General features: G+C 56.8%; 14 protein-coding genes. 10 read left to right on the top strand and 4 right to left on the bottom strand.

Features of this window, described 5'->3' with window-relative positions; genetic code table 11:
- Window positions 1-2: 2 nt before the first annotated feature.
- Window positions 3-3,866: an ATP-dependent RNA helicase HrpA gene (hrpA, locus tag ACGK9W_RS07150; RefSeq protein ID WP_008171817.1), complete on the top strand. Its 3,864-nt coding sequence runs from the start codon at window positions 3-5 to the stop codon at window positions 3,864-3,866.
- A 149-nt stretch (window positions 3,867-4,015) separates the two neighbouring features.
- On the top strand, window positions 4,016-5,137 hold the full coding sequence (locus tag ACGK9W_RS07145; RefSeq protein ID WP_008171815.1) for a beta-ketoacyl-ACP synthase III: 1,122 nt from the start codon (window positions 4,016-4,018) through the stop codon (window positions 5,135-5,137).
- 12 nt (window positions 5,138-5,149) lie between these two features.
- Here ACGK9W_RS07145 and ACGK9W_RS07140 read toward each other — a convergent pair whose 3' ends face one another.
- A complete protein-coding gene (locus ACGK9W_RS07140; protein ID WP_008171813.1) occupies window positions 5,150-5,557 on the bottom strand; it encodes a thioesterase family protein in 408 nt (135 codons plus the stop codon).
- Between the two features lie 91 nt (window positions 5,558-5,648).
- On the opposite strand from ACGK9W_RS07140, the gene ACGK9W_RS07135 reads away from it, so the two are divergent.
- From ACGK9W_RS07135 to dinG, 5 genes are read left to right on the top strand one after another with little or no spacing between them, the layout of a single operon-like run.
- A complete protein-coding gene (locus tag ACGK9W_RS07135; protein ID WP_008171811.1) occupies window positions 5,649-6,437 on the top strand; it encodes a VacJ family lipoprotein in 789 nt (262 codons plus the stop codon).
- A 27-nt stretch (window positions 6,438-6,464) separates the two neighbouring features.
- Window positions 6,465-7,952 carry a DUF3336 domain-containing protein gene (locus ACGK9W_RS07130; protein WP_008171809.1) on the top strand — a complete coding sequence of 496 codons (1,488 nt, stop codon included), beginning with the start codon at window positions 6,465-6,467 and terminating at the stop codon, window positions 7,950-7,952.
- Between the two features lies 1 nt (window position 7,953).
- On the top strand, window positions 7,954-9,672 hold the full coding sequence (locus ACGK9W_RS07125) for an ExeA family protein (RefSeq protein WP_008171807.1): 1,719 nt from the start codon (window positions 7,954-7,956) through the stop codon (window positions 9,670-9,672).
- Between the two features lie 2 nt (window positions 9,673-9,674).
- Window positions 9,675-10,409 carry a general secretion pathway protein GspB gene (locus ACGK9W_RS07120; RefSeq protein ID WP_008171805.1) on the top strand — a complete coding sequence of 245 codons (735 nt, stop codon included), beginning with the start codon at window positions 9,675-9,677 and terminating at the stop codon, window positions 10,407-10,409.
- Window positions 10,409-12,613 (top strand): ATP-dependent DNA helicase DinG, encoded by a 2,205-nt coding sequence (gene dinG / locus ACGK9W_RS07115; protein WP_008171804.1) that lies wholly within the window; start codon window positions 10,409-10,411, stop codon window positions 12,611-12,613. Before ACGK9W_RS07120 ends, dinG begins: the two co-directional genes overlap by 1 nt.
- Before the next feature lie 265 nt (window positions 12,614-12,878).
- Here dinG and ACGK9W_RS07110 read toward each other — a convergent pair whose 3' ends face one another.
- Window positions 12,879-15,599: a LuxR C-terminal-related transcriptional regulator gene (locus ACGK9W_RS07110; RefSeq protein ID WP_405419922.1), complete on the bottom strand. Its 2,721-nt coding sequence runs from the start codon at window positions 15,597-15,599 to the stop codon at window positions 12,879-12,881.
- Between the two features lie 246 nt (window positions 15,600-15,845).
- Between ACGK9W_RS07110 and cysB the strand changes: the two genes are divergently transcribed.
- Window positions 15,846-16,823, top strand: coding sequence for an HTH-type transcriptional regulator CysB (gene cysB / locus ACGK9W_RS07105; protein WP_008171800.1), 978 nt, complete (start codon window positions 15,846-15,848; stop codon window positions 16,821-16,823).
- 27 nt (window positions 16,824-16,850) lie between these two features.
- On the opposite strand, the gene ACGK9W_RS07100 is transcribed toward cysB, so the two are convergent.
- Window positions 16,851-17,573, bottom strand: coding sequence for a phosphoadenylyl-sulfate reductase (locus ACGK9W_RS07100; protein ID WP_405419918.1), 723 nt, complete (start codon window positions 17,571-17,573; stop codon window positions 16,851-16,853).
- A 232-nt stretch (window positions 17,574-17,805) separates the two neighbouring features.
- On the opposite strand from ACGK9W_RS07100, the gene thrH reads away from it, so the two are divergent.
- Window positions 17,806-18,420 (top strand): bifunctional phosphoserine phosphatase/homoserine phosphotransferase ThrH, encoded by a 615-nt coding sequence (thrH, locus tag ACGK9W_RS07095; RefSeq protein WP_008171796.1) that lies wholly within the window; start codon window positions 17,806-17,808, stop codon window positions 18,418-18,420.
- A 65-nt stretch (window positions 18,421-18,485) separates the two neighbouring features.
- Here the strand turns inward: thrH and pabB are convergent, their stop codons facing one another.
- Complete coding sequence (gene pabB / locus ACGK9W_RS07090) at window positions 18,486-19,826, bottom strand: aminodeoxychorismate synthase component I (RefSeq protein WP_008171793.1); 1,341 nt, start codon at window positions 19,824-19,826, stop codon at window positions 18,486-18,488.
- A 234-nt stretch (window positions 19,827-20,060) separates the two neighbouring features.
- On the opposite strand from pabB, the gene ACGK9W_RS07085 reads away from it, so the two are divergent.
- The gene (locus tag ACGK9W_RS07085; RefSeq protein ID WP_008171791.1) at window positions 20,061-20,651 is read left to right on the top strand and encodes a hypothetical protein; all 591 of its coding nucleotides are present in this window, start codon (window positions 20,061-20,063) and stop codon (window positions 20,649-20,651) included.
- Window positions 20,652-20,750 lie beyond the last annotated feature (99 nt).

Genomic DNA, 20,750 nt, shown 5'->3' with positions numbered 1-20,750 from the left:
CGATGATGGAGCAGCTGGACGCCTGTAATCAGCAGGAAGCGGCCCGAATCGTTAAAACGGTTGCCCGAACCAAGGGAAAACCTGGCCAGAAAGACCTGGAGAAAATGGCCAAGTGGCTGGATCGTGGGCTTGAAAAGGTTCAGCAGCGCCATGCCCTGCACAAACCGGCCAGTTTCCCCGAAGGCTTGCCGGTTTCCGAGCGCGTGGATGATATCCGTGAGGCCATCGAAAACCATCAGGTGGTGATCATTGCCGGGGAAACCGGTTCCGGTAAAACCACCCAGATTCCCAAAATCTGCATGAACAGTGGTCGGGGTATCCGGGGCCTGATAGGTCATACCCAGCCCCGTCGGATTGCCGCTCGCAGTGTTGCCGCTCGCATTGCCGAGGAAATCGGTGAACAGACTGGCCAGCAGATCGGCTATCAGGTTCGTTTCACCGACAACACCTCCGAGCAGTCACGGGTGAAGGTGATGACCGACGGCATCCTGCTGGCGGAGGTTCAGCACGACCGCTTTCTGGATCGCTACGATACGATCATCATCGACGAAGCCCACGAGCGTAGTCTCAACATCGACTTCCTGCTCGGGTATCTGCGTCAGCTCCTGCCCAAGCGACCGGATCTGAAGATCATCATTACGTCGGCCACCATTGAGGTTGAACGGTTCAGCGAATTTTTCGACAAGGCGCCGGTGATTGAGGTGAGCGGTCGAACCTATCCGGTGGACGTGCGTTACCGCCCGTTGACTGGAGATGAGGACGACCGGGATCAGGGTTGGACCGATGGGGTGCTGGGCGCCCTTGATGAAATCGAACAACATGAGCGCAGCCAGAAGCAGCCACCCGGTGACGTCCTGGTGTTCCTGCCAGGAGAGCGGGAGATCCGCAATCTCAGCAAGGTACTGCGTCATGTTGATCTGCGGCACACCGAAGTGCTGCCGTTGTATTCCCGGTTGAGCAATGCCGAGCAGAACCGGGTGTTCCAGTCCCACAAGGGTCGACGGATCGTGCTCTCGACGAACGTGGCGGAAACCTCGTTGACGGTGCCGGGCATTCGTTACGTGATCGATACCGGGGTTGCCCGGATCAGCCGCTACAGTGTGCGCTCGAAGATCCAGCGCTTGCCGGTGGAACCGATTTCCCAGGCCAGCGCCAATCAGCGGGCAGGACGTTGTGGCCGGGTGGCCCCGGGTATCTGTTTCCGGCTTTACGACGAGACGGATTTTATCAACCGCCCGGAATACACCGATCCGGAAATACTGCGCACCAACCTGGCGTCGGTCATTCTGCAAATGGCGACGTCGGGCCTTGGGGAAATTCGGCAGTTCCCGTTCCTGGAGGCGCCGGATAAGCGTCAGGTCAACGATGGCTATAAGCTCCTTGAAGAATTGGGTGCGGTGGATGACAAGCGCCGCGTCACCCGGCTTGGTCGAACCATGTCTCGGCTGCCCCTCGATCCTCGCCTGGCCAGGATGCTGGTCACCGCGGCGGAGCTTGGCAGTCTGGCGGAAACCTTGGTCATCATTGCCGGGTTGAGTATTCAGGACCCCCGGGAGCGGCCCCAGGACAAACAGCAGGCGGCGGATCAGGCCCACGCACCGTTCAATGACAAGGAATCGGATTTCGTCACCCTGCTGAACGTGTGGAATTTCTATGAAGAGCAACGCCAGGAGCTTTCCCAGAATCAGCTCAAGAAGGTTTGCCAGAAGAACTTCCTGAGCTGGATGCGAATGCGGGAATGGCGGGATATCCATCGCCAGCTGACGTTGATCTGTCGTGAACAGAAGCTGGCGGTCAACAAGGATGCCGCCAGTTACGAATCGCTGCACAAGGCGATACTGGCCGGTCTTCTGGGTCAGGTCGCCGTAAAGGTAGAAAAGAAGGAATACCTGGCGACAAGGAACCGGAAGGTGCTGATCTTTCCCGGCTCCAAGGTAGCCAAGGCCGGTCCGAAATGGATCGTTGCCACCGAGATTGTGGAGACCAGTCGGGTATTTGCCCGGGTGGTGGCGTCCATTCAACCGGAATGGATTGAGCCCCTGGCCGGCCATATCGTCAAACATCATTATTTTGAGCCCCATTGGGAGCAGAAGCGGGCCCAGGTGATGGGTTACGAAAAGGTCACCCTTTACGGCCTGGATATTGTCGCCAAGCGCCGCATTCCTTACGCCAAGGTGGATCCGGCGGAATGCCGGAATCTGTTTATCCGGCGAGCGCTGGTGGAGGGGGATTACCGGTCAAAGGCGCCCTTTATCGCCCGTAACCGGGAGATGCTCGACACGGTTGAGAATCTTGAGAAGAAGACCCGGCGGCGTGATCTGCTCGTTGACGATGAAGTGCTGGTGGCCTTCTACGATGAACGCCTGCCTGCAGACATCATCAGTGGCCGGCATTTCGAGACCTGGTGGAAGGGGCTCTCGGCGGAGCAACTGAAGGAACTGGAGCTCACCGAGGCCGACATTCTTCAGCGACCGGTGGATGCCCAGGCCGCTGACCTGTATCCCGATTTTCTGGAGTGGCAGGGCGTTCGCTACCCGCTGAGCTACGAGTTCGAGCCCACCAGTGAAAAAGATGGCGTCACGCTGCAGGTTCCCCTGATGGCCCTCAAACAGATTCCGTCTCGTCGTCTGGAATGGTTGGTGCCGGGTCTGCTGAGGGAGAAATGCATTGCCCTGGTAAAGTCCCTGCCCAAGGCGTTGCGCCGTAACTTTGTTCCTGTGCCTGATTTTGTAGACGCGGCCCTCGAGAACCTGCAGCCCTCCAACGAACCGTTAACGCTTCAACTGGGCGAGCAGTTGCGACGGATGACCGGTGTACAGATTGATCCGGAGGCCTGGTCGGAATCGGAATTGCCAAAGCACCTCAGGATGAACCTGCGTGTCATGGGTGACGGCGGTCGAACCATTGCCGAGAGTCGCGAGACGACCGATTTGCAGCATCAACTTGAGGGTCAGGCGGAGCAGGCGCTGGAGTCGGCGACAAAAGATGATTCGCGGGCGGAACCGGTTGGCGAGTACACCGACTGGCGGTTCGGAGCGTTGCCCGAACAGGTCCAGACCGAAAAGGGCGGCATGCAGGTGACCGTCTATCCCGCGCTGGAGGATCTGGGTAAGCAGGTGCGCCAGATACGTTGTCTTGATCGGCTGACTGCTGAAGATACCACCCGGAAGGCTATCGCCCGCCTGATTCTGAACCGGTTCGGCAGGACGCTCGATGACCTGGAGCGGAAGCTTCCCCGGTTTAAACAGTCTGCGCTGATGTTTGCTCCTGTAGGCCAGTCGAAAGTGTTGCTGGATGACCTGTTGCTGGCAACGGCCATGCAGCACTTTCTCCCGGAGGGTGTTCCGAGGACAGCAGAGGACTTCGACCGTGTGTTTGACGCTCACCGGGGCGACTTCATCCCGGCTCTGGAGCAGGCAGACGAGCGGTTGTATCAGGCCATGTCCGGTTACCAGAAAGTGGCGAAGCAGTTGAAAGGCAAAATCAATCTGGCCCTCGCCAACAGCATGGCCGATCTGAAATTTCAGCTACAGAACCTTGTCTATCCCGGATTTCTGATGGAAACACCGCCTGAGTGGCTGGCGGAATTCGGGCGTTACTTCGAGGCGGCTCTGATTCGGCTGGAGAAAATGTCCCGGGAAATGGGCCGGGAGCGGGAGTTTCTTCACACCATTGAGCCGCTCTGGTCCCGCTACGCGGTGAAGCGGGACGAACAACAGCGGCAGGGGACCCGGGATCCTGAATTGGTGTTGTACCGCTGGATGCTGGAGGAGTTCCGGGTGTCGTTCTTTGCCCAGCAACTGGGCACGGTGATGACCGTGTCGGTGAAACGTCTGGACCGGCAGTGGGAAAAAACCAGAGTCTGAGAAAGGCAGACTGCACCAATCCGGTGCTACTGACTGATAGCCGACGGGCAAAACCCCGATACTGTGTTAGTATTTCTGGCAGTAGGTCAATGAACGAATCAGACGGGACGCCAGTCATCCCGTTTTCACAATCATGACGTGGGGTTAGCGTGATTAAAGCCGTTATTAGCGGGACCGGTCTCTACACACCGCCAGCAACCATTGATAATGACGAACTGGTCGAAGCCTTCAACCAGTACGTTGAACTGTTCAACGCGGAGAACGCAGACGCCATCGCCAATGGCGATGTGACGCCGCTGCAGCCATCGTCCTCCTCGTTTATCGAGAAAGCGTCCGGCATCAAGCGCCGACATGTGATCGACAAGGATGGCATTCTCGATCCCAAACGCATGAAGCCCTATATTCCCGATCGCAGCAACGAGGAGCCCTCGGTGCAATGCGAAATGGCTGTGACTGCTTGCCGTGAGGCCCTTGAGCAGGCGGGTAAGTCGGCACAGGATGTCGATGCCGTGATCGTTGCCTGTTCCAACCTGCAACGGGCCTATCCGGCAGTTTCTATCGAAGTTCAGGAAGCGCTGGGTATCGACGGGTTTGCCTACGATATGAACGTGGCGTGCAGCTCCGCTACGTTCGGCCTTCAGGCGGCCGTCAATTCCGTCGAGAATGGCAGTGCCCGTTCCGTTCTGGTGGTCAGCCCGGAAATCTGTTCGGGCCACCTGAATTTCCGGGACCGGGACAGTCACTTTATTTTTGGTGACGCCTGCACAGCCATTCTGGTTGAGCGCGAAGAAGATACCCGTGAGGGGCAGGGGTTCGAGATTCTTGGTACCAGCCTGAAAACCAAGTTTTCCAACAACATCCGGAACAATTTCGGTTTTCTGAACCGCGCCGATGATTCCGGTGTTGGTAAACCCGACAAGCTCTTCGTTCAGCAGGGTCGCAAGGTGTTCAAGGAGGTGTCGCCGCTGGTTGCCGAGACCATCCAGAAACAGCTGCAAAGCCTGTCCCTCTCGCCGGATGATCTCCGTCGCATGTGGCTGCACCAGGCCAACCTGAATATGAATCAGCTGATTGCCCGCAAGGTGCTGGGTCGCGATGCCACTGAGGAAGAGGCACCGGTGATTCTGGATGAATACGCCAACACCAGCTCCGCCGGTTCGATCATCGCCTTTCACAAGCACAAGGATGACTTTGTCAGTGGCGATCTCGGGGTAATCTGTTCGTTCGGGGCAGGTTATTCCATCGGCAGCGTGGTGGTACGCCGCCGGTAGGAGTCTTCCGGTTCAAGTCGTTGCCAGAGCCCGAAGGGTATCTGGCAGCGGGGCCGAGGCGCGCGTTTCCCGGTCGAACCACACGATTTTCGCATAGCCTTCCGCATAAACCGCGCCAGTATCGACATCTGTCAGCAAATGATAGGTGTCGAGGCTGGTGTTACCTGCTTTGTCAGCGTATGTTTTCACCTCAACCGTTGCCGGGTGGTTCAATTCCTTTAGAAAGGTGGCACTGGTCTTTATAATGACCGGGCCGGTTGGCTCTTCGGGACCGCCGAGCTCCAGTGAGGCCAGCCAGACAATGCGCGCTTCCTCAAAGAATCGGAAGTAGACTGTATTATTGGCGTGGCCGTATGCATCCATGTCGCCCCAGCGGAGCGGCATGGTAATCGTGTTTACAAGATTTCCCGGTACTGACATCGGTTTCTCCGGAACAATGGTTTAATAATAAAAAGAATAGCGCCGGTATTTTCGACGAATTGAAACGAATTAAACAACCCAAGAGCAGATAATGAAACACATTTTTATCCGGCGCCGGCTGATTACGCTCATCATGTTGTTATTCCTGGCTGTATTCCTGCCAGTGGGCCAGGCCACCGCACAGACTATGCAGGAACCTGCGCCAGAAGGCTCTGTTCCGGTTGACCCGAAAGACCCCTGGGAGAACTGGAACCGCAAGGTGTACACCTTCAACGAGACCATTGATCGCTGGTTCCTGAAGCCGGTGGCACAGGCCTACAGAGACTTCACCCCGCAGATTGTTGACCGTGGCATTACCAATTTCTTCAATAACCTGACCGAACTCCGAAACTTCACCAACAGCGTACTGCAGCTGAAAGGGGAGTCGGCCGTGGTTGCGGTAGGGCGCTTTACCTACAACACGACCTTCGGTCTGGGTGGTCTGATTGACGTGGCAACCGCCTTTGACCTCCCGGAGCGGCCGGAAGATTTTGGTCAGACACTGGGTTACTGGGGCGTGGGTTCAGGACCCTACCTCATGCTGCCTTTTCTGGGGCCTTCAACCCCCCGGCATTTTACCGGGTTCATGACCGACGGCTTTGCGCTACCGTCGGCCTGGGATGAAGTTGACAGCCCTGAAGTTTACTATGCCCGTGCGCTGCAGATAGTGGACCGTCGGGCAGATCTCATTCCCGCTGAAAGCTTTATCTCGGGCGACAGCTACACGTTTGTTCGAAACGCTTTTCTGCAACGTCGGGAATTCCTGATTAACGACGGGAAAGTGGTCAACGATCCGTTTGCCAGTGGCGACGATGAAGATCTGATGCTCGAGGATTTCTGAGCGTTCTGGTTTGAAAGGAGGTCAGCGGTGCTCAAGGATCCAAGAATAGCCAAATTCCGGAAAATGTTGGCCGAGGCGCCAAACTACGAAGTGTGGAAGGCCGCGGCCCTGGAGTTGGACTTCCTGGAGGGCAATGCCGAGTGGAAAGAGGATTTTGCCTCCGATCTCTACCACTACGAAGTCATCTACGACCGGCTGAGCAATCTCAAACAGTATCGTCAGCAGAATGATGTAGAGCGGCTCAAGCGGGCCCTTCGGGAGGGGCTCCACCATGATCTGGGGAATATGGGCAACCCGGCGCTTTATACCCGATCCCGGGTTGGCACCAAACATCTGATCGAGGAATACATTACCCAGGTCTGTGAATCGCTGGATTACCTCTGTGATGAACCGGTGCCCGGTTTTCCCGTTGCCGACAAACTTCAGTTCTTCCGCGACACGCTTACAAGCTTTGGCCGCCCGGCGCTTTTGCTCAGTGGCGGCGCTACCCTGGGCGTTTTCCACTTTGGCGTCATCAAGGCTCTCTGGGAAAAGGGGCTTCTGCCCCAGGTCATCGCTGGTTCAAGTATCGGCGCGGTTATCGCGGGCATTCTTGGAGTACACACAGACGCGGAAATCCCGGAAATGCTGGTGCCCGAGAACCATAACCTGAAAGCCTGGAAATGGCGGGGGCTGCTCAGTGCGGTGCGTGGGGACGGACTCATGGATCAGGAAGAGCTGCGCAATTGCCTGCGTGGCAATATCGGTGAATATACTTTTGAAGAGGCTTACCAGCGTACCGGCCGTTCGATCAATGTGAGTGTTTCACCAGTGCAGGCCCACCAGAAGGCTCGCTTGCTGTGTGGATACACCTCGCCTTATCTGATGGTCTGGAGTGCGGTTTTGGCCAGCGCCGCGGTTCCCGGTATTTTCCCGCCGGTTACCCTGATGAAAAAGGACATTCAGGGCAACACGCTACCCTATATGCCGCGCCTGAAGTTTGTGGATGGCTCGGTTGTGAGCGACCTGCCTATTGAGCGGTTGATGCATCTGTACGATGTGAACTACACCATCGTGAGCCAGACCAATCCCCATGTGGTGCCGTTCCTGAGCCAGCGCGGCCGGGATGAAAAGCTGTCCCTTGGCAATCTGCCGATGCACCTGCTGAAATCTGAAATTCAGTTCCATGGCCAGGGGGTGTTTGATTACTTGCGGAAAAGGCTTCGGCCGGAACTTATGCGGCAGATGTCCGGTCAGTTGTACACCATTATGGCCCAGCGCTACTCGGGAGACGTTACCATTGCGCCCTCATATTCGTTCAAGGATTACAGCAGGATGCTGGCAAACCCCGATCCGGCCTTCATACGGCAGATGATTCTGGCCGGCGAACGGGCCACCTGGCCAAAAATCTCCATGATCCGCTCCCACGCCCGCATCTCGAAAACCCTGGAGCGGTGCGTACGGAGACTCAAGCACCAGAATCGGCGCACCGCCGAGCTCAGACTGATCAGCAACGCGGATTCCGGTACGTCCTGATATGTATTACGACTTTTTCGGCTTTCGGGAACCGCCGTTTTCCATTGCGCCAGACCCTCGTTACCTGTATCTGAGCGATCGCCACAAGGAGGCGCTGGCGCACCTGATGTATGGGGTTCAGGGGCAGGGCGGCTTCATCGTAATTACCGGTGAAGTGGGAACCGGGAAAACAACGGTTTCCCGCTGCTTTATCGAGAATGTTCCGGATAATGTGGATATCGCGCTGATCCTGAATCCAAGGCTCTCTGCCCGGGAATTGCTCTCCTCCATTTGTGATGAGCTGGAAATCCCCCACGAGATAAGTGCCACCATCAAGGAACTGGTGGACCTGATTAACCAGGACCTGCTGAAGGCCCATGCGGCCGGGCGACACAAGGTTCTGATGATCGATGAGGCCCAGAATCTGTCTGCCGAGGTATTGGAGCAGCTCCGCCTTCTGACCAACCTGGAGACGGCGGAGAAGAAGCTGCTTCAGATTGTCCTGCTCGGGCAGCCCGAACTGCAGGAAATGCTGGCACTTCCGGAGTTGCGCCAGCTGAACCAGCGCGTTACCGCGCGCTACCATCTGGATGCCATTGGTCGGGAAGAGCTGCCGGCCTACCTTCGCTACCGCCTCAGCGTGGCAGGAATGCGGGGCGATATTTTCTCGCAGCGGGCGATGAACCGTCTTTACCGAGAAAGCCAGGGTATTCCCCGCCTGATCAACCTGATCAGTGACCGGGCCCTGTTGGGAGCGTACGCGGAAGGCGAGCATGAAATCACGGCTGATCATATCCGCCATGCGGCAAAGGAAGTGCGCGGACATTCGATTGGTCCCGCACCTTCACGATCATCCCGGTCGCCGGACAGGTCCCAGTACCTGATTGTTGCCGCTTCGATTCTGGTGGCTATCATCGGCACCGCCTGGCTGTTCGAGCGGTGGTCCCCTGACGGTGAGGTTCTTACCGGGCAGCCGTCGGCAGAACCGCTCAAGGGTGAGGTTGAGCGGATGGAGGCACCGGAACCGGAGCAGGTGGAGGGGGCTCAGGTGGAGAGCGCTCGGGTGGAGAGCGCTAAGGAAACCGGGCCTGAAAAGCCGCCTGGACCAGATGACCTGGCCATTCCGGACCAACTTTTGGATTCGGTCTCGGCGTTCCAGGTGTTGTTCGGGATCTGGGGGCGGGACTATCAACCCGCAGAAGCACCCGTGGCCTGTGATTGGGCGAGAGAGAACGGACTGGGGTGCCTGAATCGACAGGGTAGTCGCCGAAGCCTGGAGTTTCTCGATCGCCCGGCAATGCTTCAGCTCCAGGATGAGGCAGGTAACACCGGATTTGTCGTTCTCCGCCATCTGGACGGCAATACAGCAGAGGTTGCCATGCCGTCTGGTACTCAGAGCGTTTCCTTTACCAGCATAGAGCGCCACTGGTTCGGTGAATACCGGGTTTTATGGCGCCTTCCGGAATACATGACGGGCGATGGCTTCTACAGCAATGGTGGTGGCGAACAACTCTGGATTGGTGCGCGAATGATGGATCTTGCGGACCGGCACAGCGGCTCCCGGTCAGAGAGTGATCGGGTGAAGCGCATGGAAGCCGAAGAACAGATTCGCTGGTACCAGGCATTGCGGGGGCTCACCGTGGACGGAATTGCCGGTGCCATGACCATCATCCAGATTAACAACGATCTGGAGGCTTCAATCCCTCGCCTCAACCCCCTTCAGTCGGAGGGTCGAGAATAATCATGTCTTATATTCTGGACGCCTTGCGAAAATCCGAAACCGAGCGCCGCCAGGGTCGCGTTCCGGACCTCGGCCAACAGGTGCAGTTGATTCACCGGCCGAAGAAAAAACGGGTGTCACCGGCCGTGTGGGTAGCCCTCGCGCTGATCCTCAACGCGGGCGTTCTGGCCTTTCTATTCTGGCCCGGCACGCCCTTGCCGTGGGCTCCGGCGGGTCAAACTGAGTTGCCAACGGTTGCCGATACAACGGAGAACACGTCTGAGCCGGCACCGTTACCGGTGACACCGGCGAGCGAACCAGGCGCAACACCGGAAGACCCGGTCGCGGAGACAGGCGAAATCCCTGAGCCCGACAACGCCGATTCAACGCCTGCGCCCGTAGCAGCGGAACCTGCCGCGACTGAGAACCGGGAGCGGGCCACGGTTATTGTGCCCTCATCCGCAATATCCGAAACGGCAGTGCCACAGGCGGAACAGGAGCAGGCGGGCCGTGTGCCTCATCTGGTAGAGTTGCCGCTTTCATTCCAGAAGAGCGTTCCCGATTTGACCTTTAACAGTCATATATACTCTTCCTCTCCTGCATCGAGTCGGGTGATGATCAACAACACCTACCTGAGAGTGGGCGATACCTTTGAGGGCCTGCGGGTGGACGACATCACCGAAGAGGGTGTGGTGCTGAGTCGTGACGGTCGCCGCTTCCGGGTTGGCGTTGTCAGGGACTGGGTGAGCCCTCGCTGATGGCGCTGACCGACGAAATCAAGCAATCGATCCAGCAGGGATATCGGGATGTGCTGGCAGGGAAGGATATTCGGGCGCGCTATGGGCAGCGCCTGATGATTGCGGAAATCGCCAGATACATGGGCGATATCACCGAGAACGATGGCCAACGAACGTCCCCGGCCTCTGCCTGTGTGGTCGAAGCCGGGACCGGGACAGGCAAAACCCTGGCCTATCTGATCGCTGCCATCCCCGTGGCCAAAGCCCTCGGCAAAACCCTGGTTATCTCCACCGCAACCGTGGCCCTTCAGGACCAGATTGTGCTCAAAGATCTCCCGGACCTGAAAAAGCACAGCAAGATGGATTTCAACTGGACTCTGGCCAAAGGGCGGGGGCGCTACCTCTGCATGTCCCGGTTGGAAGCCCGCCTGCACGATGAAGGCAATACCGACAGCGACACCATGCCCCTGTTCCTTTTGGATGGGCCGAAAAATGAAGAACCGGGCACCCGGGCCTTTTTCGAGGAAATGCTCGCCAGTTATGGCTCCCGCGAGTGGGACGGTGACCGCGACCACTGGCCGGAACAGATACCGGACGACGTCTGGCGACAGGTAACAACCGACCACCGGCAGTGCACAAACCGCCACTGCAGCTATTTCGACAGTTGCGCGTTTTTTGATGCCCGTAAAGACCTTGATGATGCCGATATCGTGGTGGCTAACCATGATCTGGTTCTGGCCGACCTTGCCCTGGGCGGCGGTGCCATTCTGCCGGAGCCGGAGAACGCCCTCTATATTTTCGACGAGGCTCATCACCTTCCGGACAAGGCCCTGAATCACTTTGCCGCGTCGCTGCCACTCAATGCTACCCGGCAATGGCTGAAGCAGCTTTCCCAGGCGCTTGTGAAAATGCAGCCTTATCTGGCAGCCGGCACCCAGGCCGCCAAGTCCCTGGATCGCATCAGTTCTGCGTCGAGAGAGGTAGACCTGGTCCTCAACCGGGTTTACGAAGAAGCCGAGCAGAATACCGGCTGGGAGTTCAATGAGGAGCGACGGACGGCGCAGTGGCGTTATCCGGAAGGTGAATTGCCGGAGGCGATGGCCGAGCTTGCAGCCGAAAGCCGGATTGCTACCGCTAACATGGTCCGGCAACTGGGCGTTCTGGCGGACGAGTTGCAGGGCGCCTTTGACGAGCGCAAGGAGCATGAAATCGACCGGGAAACCGCCGAAGCCTGGTATCCGGTGATAGGCTCCTTTCACGCCCGGGCAGAGGACCAGTTGCGGCTCTGGACAGCCTGGTGCGACCCGGGCAATGCCAGTCCCCCCGTGGAAGCTGATACCAACAGCGAGACAGGTGATGAGCCTGAAGCCAGGCCGAAAACGCAGAAAAGCCCGCCCCCAGCCCGATGGGCAGTACGCCAGCGCTGGGACCACGCCGAGGACATCACTCTTTACAGTTCACCGGTACTGGCAGACAACCTGTTGTACTCGAGGCTTTGGTCTCGCGCATACGGCGCCGTGCTCACCAGTGCCACCCTGACCGCACTTGGTCGATTCGATCGCCTGAACGCGCGGGCTGGATTGCCCCAGGGCAGCCGCTTCCTCGTGGTTCCCAGCTCTTTCCATTACGGCGAAATGGCAACGGTAGAGGTGCCTGCGATGTCCGCCATGCCGACGGATGACGGCTTCGCCGATGAGCTTGTAAAACGACTACCGGACCTCTGGGCAGGCGAGAAGGCGACACTGGTACTGTTTACGTCCCGTCGTCAAATGCAGCAAGTGCGAGACGCGTTGGCCCCGGATTACCCGGACCTGATTATTACGCAGGACGATATGGCCAAGGGCGAAGTGCTGAGGCAGCATTGCAGCAGGGTGGATGAAGGCCGGCCGAGTGTCCTGTTCGGCGTTGCCAGTTTTGCAGAGGGTATCGACCTTCCAGGCAAGTACTTGCACCACGTCGTGATTACCCGTTTGCCATTTTCGGTGCCGGATGATCCCATTGAGGCGAGCCTGGCCGAGTGGGTGACGCAGCGGGGCGGCAATCCGTTTATGGAAATCACCGTTCCGGACGCGTCCATCAAACTCGTCCAGGCGGTTGGTCGGCTGCTGCGGACCGAGCAGGATACTGGAAGAGTGACGATTCTGGATCGCCGCATTATTGCCCGCCGGTATGGTCAGCTGTTGCTGGATGCGTTGCCACCCTTCCGCCGGATCATCGAACACTGAATCCCACCAGAACCGTTCAGCCATAAAAAAAGAGCCAGCCCCTTTGGGGGTTGGCTCTCATCAAGGGGTTCTTTCGAACCCGGGCGTCGAAACAACGCGGAACAAGAAATATGAAGGCCTGAAGTTTCAGAATTCCTGGTGAGGTTTCCCTCACCGTTGAAAATATAATAGGGGATTAGAGGGCGTAGCCGGATCGTCCAAAGGGCGTAGCGGGTTCAAGTTGTTGGTGCAAAGTGTGAGCTGCGTCACGTTTTTTGGCCCGAAATCAGCCTTGCAGCAACCCCAGTTCCCGGGCCCTGGCCAGAGCCTCGGTTCTGCGGCCCACGCCGAGCTTTCCATAAAGGTTGCGAATGTGGGCCTTCACCGTAGCCGGGGCAACGTCCATTTTTGCGGCAATTTCCTTGTTGGCATGGCCCGCATGAATGAGCGCAAGCACTTCAAGTTCTCGCTGGCTGAGAGGTTCAGGCAGTGTTTCGGCGTTGAGTGTCGTACGACCGCGCTCACCAGAAATGGCACCGGGTTTTGTTTCAGAATGGCCCTCGCCAGACTGGCGTTGATCGAGAAGCATTTTCCTGACGCTGGCGTTCCAGCTTCCCGGCTCATCCAGTGCTGGCAAACCAAGGAGCAGGGCACGCAGATCCGGGCTTTCCTCTGCAAAGAGCCTCAAGAATCCGGCTTCGCTGGCCAGTTCTATCGCGCGGGTCAGCATTTGCTCCGATTCACCGGTCCGTTCCTGCTTCGCCAGGGCCTCGCCATAGACCAACAGAATTTCCACCAGGTGTCTGTTGTGGGCGTTGCGTTCAGCCGGTTGCAAAAGAGCGCTGAGTATTTCCTGGGCCCGCTCGGGCTGATCCAGTGCAACCAGCACTCGCGCCTCGCTAATACGGCTTTGTTCAAGATGAAGCGGATTGGTGAACTCGGTATCGGCTCGGGAATCCAGGCAGGCCCGGGCTTTTTCCGGGTGACCGGCGGCAAGGTAGCACCGGGCCAGAAGGGCTGTGCTTGCGGGTGGCTCGAACACGATTTGCTCTCGCCGCTTGCGGGCGGTCTGGGATGCGTCTTCGAGCGCGTCAATCGCGTCCTGGAGCCTGCCTTCGCTGAAAGCCAGGTGACCACGCACGTACTGAATGATCACGTGCTGGCCCGGTTCGGTGCCCCGCTCAACATGTTCGAGCAACGGTTTCAGGTGCGTGGCTGCTAGCTGGGGGTGATTTCGTTCGCGATGAATCTCGCAGAGTGTACTGTTCTGCCAGCATGAGATGAGTCTTGGCTGGGTTGGGTCCGCATAGTGTTTGTCCACCCATTGCCTTATCTCGGTGCAGGTTTCCAAAGCCAGATCGATATCGCCGCGATTGTACTGAATCCACGCCAGCAGGCCGCCACTGGAAAGAACCGTACTGGGTTTATGTTCGACCTGTCCGTAGCGGACTGCCGATTGGAGCGCGTCTTCGGCTTCGGTGAGTTCACCCTTGCCGTAGTAATCCAGGCCCAGGCCGTAATAGGTCACCGACTTTAGCGGTATGCGAGTGTGATCAATCTCCCTGAGCACCTGTCTTGTGAGATCTGCGGCGCTCTTGTCGTCACTCCGGGTGCGAGCCAGATAGGAGCGCATCAGCGAGATCTCACTTTGCAGCCCGAGGGCCCCTTCGGCATCCGGATGGGAGTCCGCCACCTGCCGGTCCAGAAGATCCTCCAGGCCGGACAGCAGCGGCTCCAGACTATCCATTCGGTTGGCAAAGAACAGCCCCCAGATCCGGAGCATCTGGAGTTGCGGATTGTCGATGACAAGGTCCTGTGGCAGGGCATCAATCCAGTCCAGCACGGGGAGGTGATATCCGCCATGGATCAGGTTGTTGCCGTGCTCGGCGAGCACCCGGGCAAGCCGGGACCAGTCCTCCTGTCGGACGATCTGGGCAATGGCTTCCTGCACGTGGCCATGGGCCAATAACCAGTCCACCGTCCGGTGCCAGAGTCGCGCGGCCGAGTCAGGATCTTGGTGACTTACCCTGAGTTGCAGCGCATCCCGAAACAGGTCGTGATAGCGGAACCACTCGTTCCGGGTATCCAGCGGGATCAGGAAAAGATTCTGGCTGAGAAGTTTTTCAAGCAGCTCCTGGCTGTTATCGGACCCACGGATCGAATCACAGAGGGACGCACAGAGCCGGGGGCAACAGGCCGTTTCAAGCAGAAAGTCCGACAGCTCCCGGGGTTGCTGCTCAAGTACTTCGCTCAGCACATAATCGCTGATGTGGCGCTCATCCAGATTTATCTGGTTTCCACTCGTGCTGGCGTCCTTTCCGGACAATGCGGAAAGCTGCATGGCAGCGACCCAGCCTTCGGTTTTGCGGTAAATCGCGTGGACATCCTCGTCGGCGATATCAAGGCCCATGGTGTCGTGAAAGAACTGACGGCATTCGTCTTCAGAAAAGGCCAACAGGCCAGGGTGGATGTCCTGGATCCACCGACGGACGCGCCAGCGGGCCAGGGGCAGTGGCGGTTCGGTTCTGGACGCCAGGGTTATCAGAACACCCGGCGGAAGATAATCAATGAAATAGGCGAACTGCCTGTGAATGGCAGGGTTGCCAATGAAGTGGAAATCGTCCAGCACCAGCGACCACGGGCTGTCATCATGAGCCAGTGTGTTGATCAGGCCGGTAATGGCCTCGGTAAACGTGTCATCTGAGTGGTGAGCCAGTTGTTTGCGCAAATCGGACGCGCCGGTCAGCCCGGCTTGCTCAAAAGCTCCTATCAGGTACTGCCAGAATCGCCGGGGCTCATCGTCGTGTTCATCCAGAGAGAGCCAGGCGCTAGGGGAGGAAACTCTAGAACACCATTGCGAAACCAGAGTGGTCTTGCCAAACCCGGCCGGCGCAATCACCAGATTCAGTCTTTTCGGAGCCCGGGACTCAAGCAAGGCACTCAGCCGCTCACGTTTAACCGCGCGCGAGTCTGACGTTGGCCGAAGAAACTTTGTGGTGAGCAGCATGGGTTCCCTGAGAACTGGAGTGTTGATGTGCCCAGACAAGGCATTACGGATTGTGTCCTTTGTATTGGCCAAGTCAAGGGTTGGAGGGGCTTTTCATAGCCTCAGGGTTTTATCAGGGGCTGCGCAAATGCGATTTTGGTCTAAACTGTGTAAAAGCAGTTGCCTATATTAAAAAAGAATGAAAATCTGTATTTTTATGCGTATTCTTCAACAAGGTCCTTCGATCTCCAGGGAGCAGCAGATTCAATGAAACTACAACAGTTGCGCTATATCTGGGAAGTTGCGCATCACGACCTGAATGTCTCAGCAACCGCCCAGAGTCTGTTCACGTCCCAGCCGGGTATCTCCAAACAGATCCGCCTGCTGGAGGATGAGCTGGGGCTTGAAGTATTTGCCCGCAGCGGCAAGCATCTCACCAGAATCACACCGGGCGGCGAGATTATTATTCGCGAGGCCGGCGAAATCCTGCGGCGGGTTGAGGGCATCAAGAAGATTGCCCAGGAATTCAGTAACCAGCGAAAGGGTGATCTCAGCATCGCCACCACTCATACCCAGGCCCGTTATGCACTGCCCCCGATTATCAGTGGCTTTATAGAGGAGTACCCGGACGTCTCCCTGCATATGCATCAGGGGACGCCAATGCAGATCTCCGAAATGGCAGCCAGCGGGGCGGTCGATTTTGCCATTGCTACCGAGGGCATGGAGCTGTTTAACGACCTGATCATGATGCCATGCTATAAATGGAACCGGAGCGTCATCGTGCCGAAGGATCATCCACTGGCGAAACTGCCGGAACTGACACTACCGGAGCTTGCGGAATACCCGCTCGTGACTTACGTGTTCGGCTTTACGGGGCGCTCGAAGCTGGATGAGGCGTTCCAGTCCCAGGGACTGACACCGAAAGTGGTATTTACGGCAGCGGATGCAGACGTGATCAAGACCTACGTCAGGTTGGGGCTCGGTGTCGGTATTGTCGCGAGCATGGCATTCGATCCAAAAACGGACACCGACCTGGTTGCGCTCGACGCCCGCAAGCTTTTCCGTCCCAGCGTCACACGACTCGGGTTCCGAAAGGGGACTTTCCTACGGGGCTATATGTATGACTTCATTCACCGTTTCGCGCCCCATCTCACCAAAGAAAAGGTGGACGAGGCGGTTTCCCATCAGGGCAGCCGGTCTGAAATCGAAGAACTGTTCAAGGATGTCGAGCTGCCCACTCACTAAAAGGTGAATGGGCAAGAGGCGCCCGGGTTATTCCCGGGCGATCAGGTTGCCAGCATGGAGGCCGCATTCTTTCTGGGTGGCTTCTTCCCACCACCAGCGGCCTTCACGTTCATGTTGACCAGGCAGGACAGGACGGGTGCAGGGCTGGCAGCCGATGCTGACAAAGCCTTTCTCATGCAGTTTGTTGTACGGCGCCTCGGACATACGGATGTAATCCCACAACTCTTTTGATGTCCAGTTTGCAAGTGGGTTGAACTTTACCAGTGTCTTTTCATTGGTCGAGAAGGCGGTATCTTCCTGGATAACCGGGACGTCATTGCGAGTTCCGGGGCTCTGGTCTTTCCGCTGTCCAGTGATCCAGGCGTCCACGGTCGCCAGCTTGCGGCGAAGGGGGTTGACCTTGCGAATGCCGCAACACTCACTGTGCCCATCTTCATAGAAGCTGAACAGGCCCTTTTTGTTCACCAGATCCTGAACTTCGTGAGCATCCGGAAACAGAACTTCGATCTCGATGCCGTAATGCTTGCGAACCCGCTCTACAAAATCGTAGGTTTCCGGATGCAGACGGCCTGTATCCAGAGTGAAAACCTTCAGGTTGTCGGTCAGCTTGTGTGCCATTTCAATCAACACGACATCTTCTGCGCCACTGAAAGAGATGGCGATGTTATCGTATTGTTGCAGCGCAGCTTTGAGAATCGAACGGGGGCTCTGGCCTTCGAGCTCTTCCCGCAGGGTTTGAATATCGGTCATGGCCCGGCATTGCCTTCTATGGATGTGCAAGGGTATCTAACTGACCGAAAAGGCTACCATTAAATGCCTCATACCCTGAAGGAATGACGATCTATATGGTTATTCCGCGTTCAAAAGCGCGGGTTTACACTTCCACGATGCAATCCTGGCCGGTTTTTCTTATCATACGCACCGAATACAGGCAGGCGGATTGACCGTACTGGCCCTTTACCAATCAAAGCAGGAGATCGTTGTGGAACTGGCATGCCTTGACCTTGAAGGAGTATTGATCCCGGAGATCTGGATCGCGTTCGCCGAAAAGACCGGCATTGAAGAGCTCAAGGCGACCACCCGCGATATTCCGGATTATGACGTGTTGATGAAGCAGCGCCTCAAGCTGCTGGACCAGCACGGCTATGGCCTTCCGCAAATCCAGGAAGTGATTGGCGAGCTGGACCCGCTGCCCGGCGCCCGGGAGTTTCTGGATTGGCTGCGCGAGCGTTTTCAGGTTGTGATTCTGTCCGACACCTTCTACGAATTCGCGATGCCCCTGATGAAGAAGCTGGGTTATCCGGCACTGCTTTGTCACAAGCTGGAAGTTGCAGACGACGGCCAGATCACCAACTACCTGCTGCGCCAGCGCGACCCTAAGCGACAGTCCGTGAGGGCATTCCAGTTGCTGAATTACCGCGTGATTGCTGCCGGTGATTCCTACAATGACACTACCATGCTGGGCCAGGCCGAAGCCGGTATCCTGTTCCATGCGCCGCAAAACGTAATCGACGAGTTCCCGCAGTTCCCTGCAGTGCATAACTTCGAGGATCTGAGGCAGGAGTTTCTCAAGGCCAGCGAGATCCATAACCCCTGATTGGAGGACTGAAATTGGGGTCAGAAGAACGCTCTCTTCTGCCCCCATGTTCACCCGAACTCACTTCAGTCGATCACCAACTCTTCCAGAAACCGCATTAAAGAGCCGACTTTTGCGAGCGTCTCCTGATATTCAGCCTCGGGATCTGAGTCCGCAACAATACCGCCACCACCCCAGCACCGAATGGTGCCCTCGCCATCACACAGCATGGTTCGAATCGCAATATTGCTGTCCAGAGTGCCATCCAGTCCGCGATAGAAAATCGAGCCGCAGTAGGGACCACGCCAGTGGGGCTCAAGCTCCCGGATGATTTCCATGGCTCGTATCTTCGGTGCGCCAGTGATTGATCCACCCGGGAAGGCGTCAAAAAGGGCCTTCATGGGTGTTACAGCCTCGGCAAGCTCGGCGCGGATGTGGCTGACCAGATGATGAACATTCCGGTAGGACTCCAGTGCAAACAATTTGTCGACTTTCACACTGCCCGGCTTTGCGTTCAGGCTCAGATCGTTGCGAAGTAAGTCGACGATCATCAGGTTTTCGGCAAGATCCTTTTCAGAGCCCTCCAGTTCTGTGGCGTAGGCTGAATCGCTCTCCGGAGTGCCGCCCCTCGGCCGCGTACCCTTGATGGGGCTGGTGGTGACGGTGCGATCGTGAATTTCAAGAAAACGCTCGGGGGAAACTGACAGAATGGATGCCTCGCCGGCGCGGATGAAGCCGCTGTAGGGCGTAGGGTTAGCATCCGAAAGCGCCTGGAATGCTTGCCAGGGATCCCCCGTGAAATGGCCGGAAAATTCCTGGGAGAGATTCGCCTGATAACAATCTCCGGCCTCAATGTATTGGCGAACCCTTTCTACGCTGGCCCTGAAGGCACTCGGTGTTTGCCTGGGCTGAAATCGGGAAAACATAGACCATCCGGTGGTGGCTGCGGGTTCGTCCGAGCCCAGCCACTGCTCCAGCAGATCCCGTGTCTCACCAGGGCACTTCGGATGAATCCAGAGCCAATATTGATCTGTCTTGCGATTGTGACTTGCCGTCCAAAGATAAAATCCTGCAGACATAAGGGGAGCATCCACAGATGGACAGAGCTGCCTGAGACGGCTTTCCCTGACATACCCGAGCTCATAACCGAGGAATCCAATCCACCCGCCGGACAGACATTCCGGGTTGGGTTCCTGTTCGATCTGGAACTGACGGACGAGGCTTTCCATGCTCTGGGCAAGCTGATCGGAGCAGAAATCCGGAGGCACAGGGTATTGGAGCACTTCGGTGGCGCGAGCTCTGGCAGAAAAACCGCTGAAGACTCCTCGGGCGGGGCCGTGACCGACACTCCCAATATAGGCGAAATCCGCTTCCCGGCAGGCATAGCTTAGCAGGCGATGGTAGCCCTCCTGATTGAGTTCACGCATGGTTGCCGGGTTCAAGGTTCCTCCGGAATGTTCAAAAAATGATAAACAGCACACAAAATCGGCGTTGTGACTTTTATGGATGCGCTGATCTAATTAACTAACGCTTTATTCAACTGCTGATTATACGGTTGATCGGCATTCTATCCGAGTTGGTAGGGCGTCCCCAGTATAAAAAAACTAAATGGAAGCGCTTGTCCCGAGAGGCAAGGGCAGTCCTTTGCACATGGAGTTTCTATGAATACCTTGCGATTTGGTTATTTAAAGGTCCTTTTTTTGATTCTTTCACTTGTCTGCTTCTCCGCGACAGCGACCTCTCAGGAACACCAGAGTGAAGGTTCCAGTGTTTTATCTGACGGCAAGCTCACAAAAAAGGAGCTGGCTGCAGCCATGTTAACGGCGGAAAAAGATCTCACTTCAATGCTGAAAGCCTCAATGTCCGTTGTAGAGGAAGAAGTAGAGAATTCGGGGATTTTCGGGCCGGGTGCATGGATGGTTTTAAAAGATCGGAAACTCAAAAAAGTGAGGCTCGATGAGGCAGCGGAGAGTGCACCTCCTTCAGCGAAGCTGCAAGTTTTCAGGGCTAGCCTGCGGTCTTTAGCCCGGCACAATAAAATTGATGCCGCGTTAATTGTTTATCCAGGCACCATAACCAAAGAAGGTGAGAAGCAGAGGGTTGTAGTAGTAGAGCATGAACATCGACTGGGCATCTCAGGCTTGAAATTGATTCCTCTTGAGTTAGACGAAGGGGATGTCTCATTTGGAGCTGCTATGTCGCAGGAAAAGTCATTTCAGATCTTTTATGACCAGAAGAAAAAGGGTGCCTGAGTGTCAGGCGCAAGCTGTAGCTTAGTGTTCCGGAACTGTGCGTTCATTCACGGACTCCGACTGTAAAACAATCTTAAATGGAGGTGTGAGGTTACAGAA

It is taken from the genome of Marinobacter flavimaris (assembly GCF_045057155.1).
Lineage (GTDB): Bacteria > Pseudomonadota > Gammaproteobacteria > Pseudomonadales > Oleiphilaceae > Marinobacter > Marinobacter manganoxydans.
This window is presented reverse-complemented; position numbering and strand designations above follow the sequence as displayed.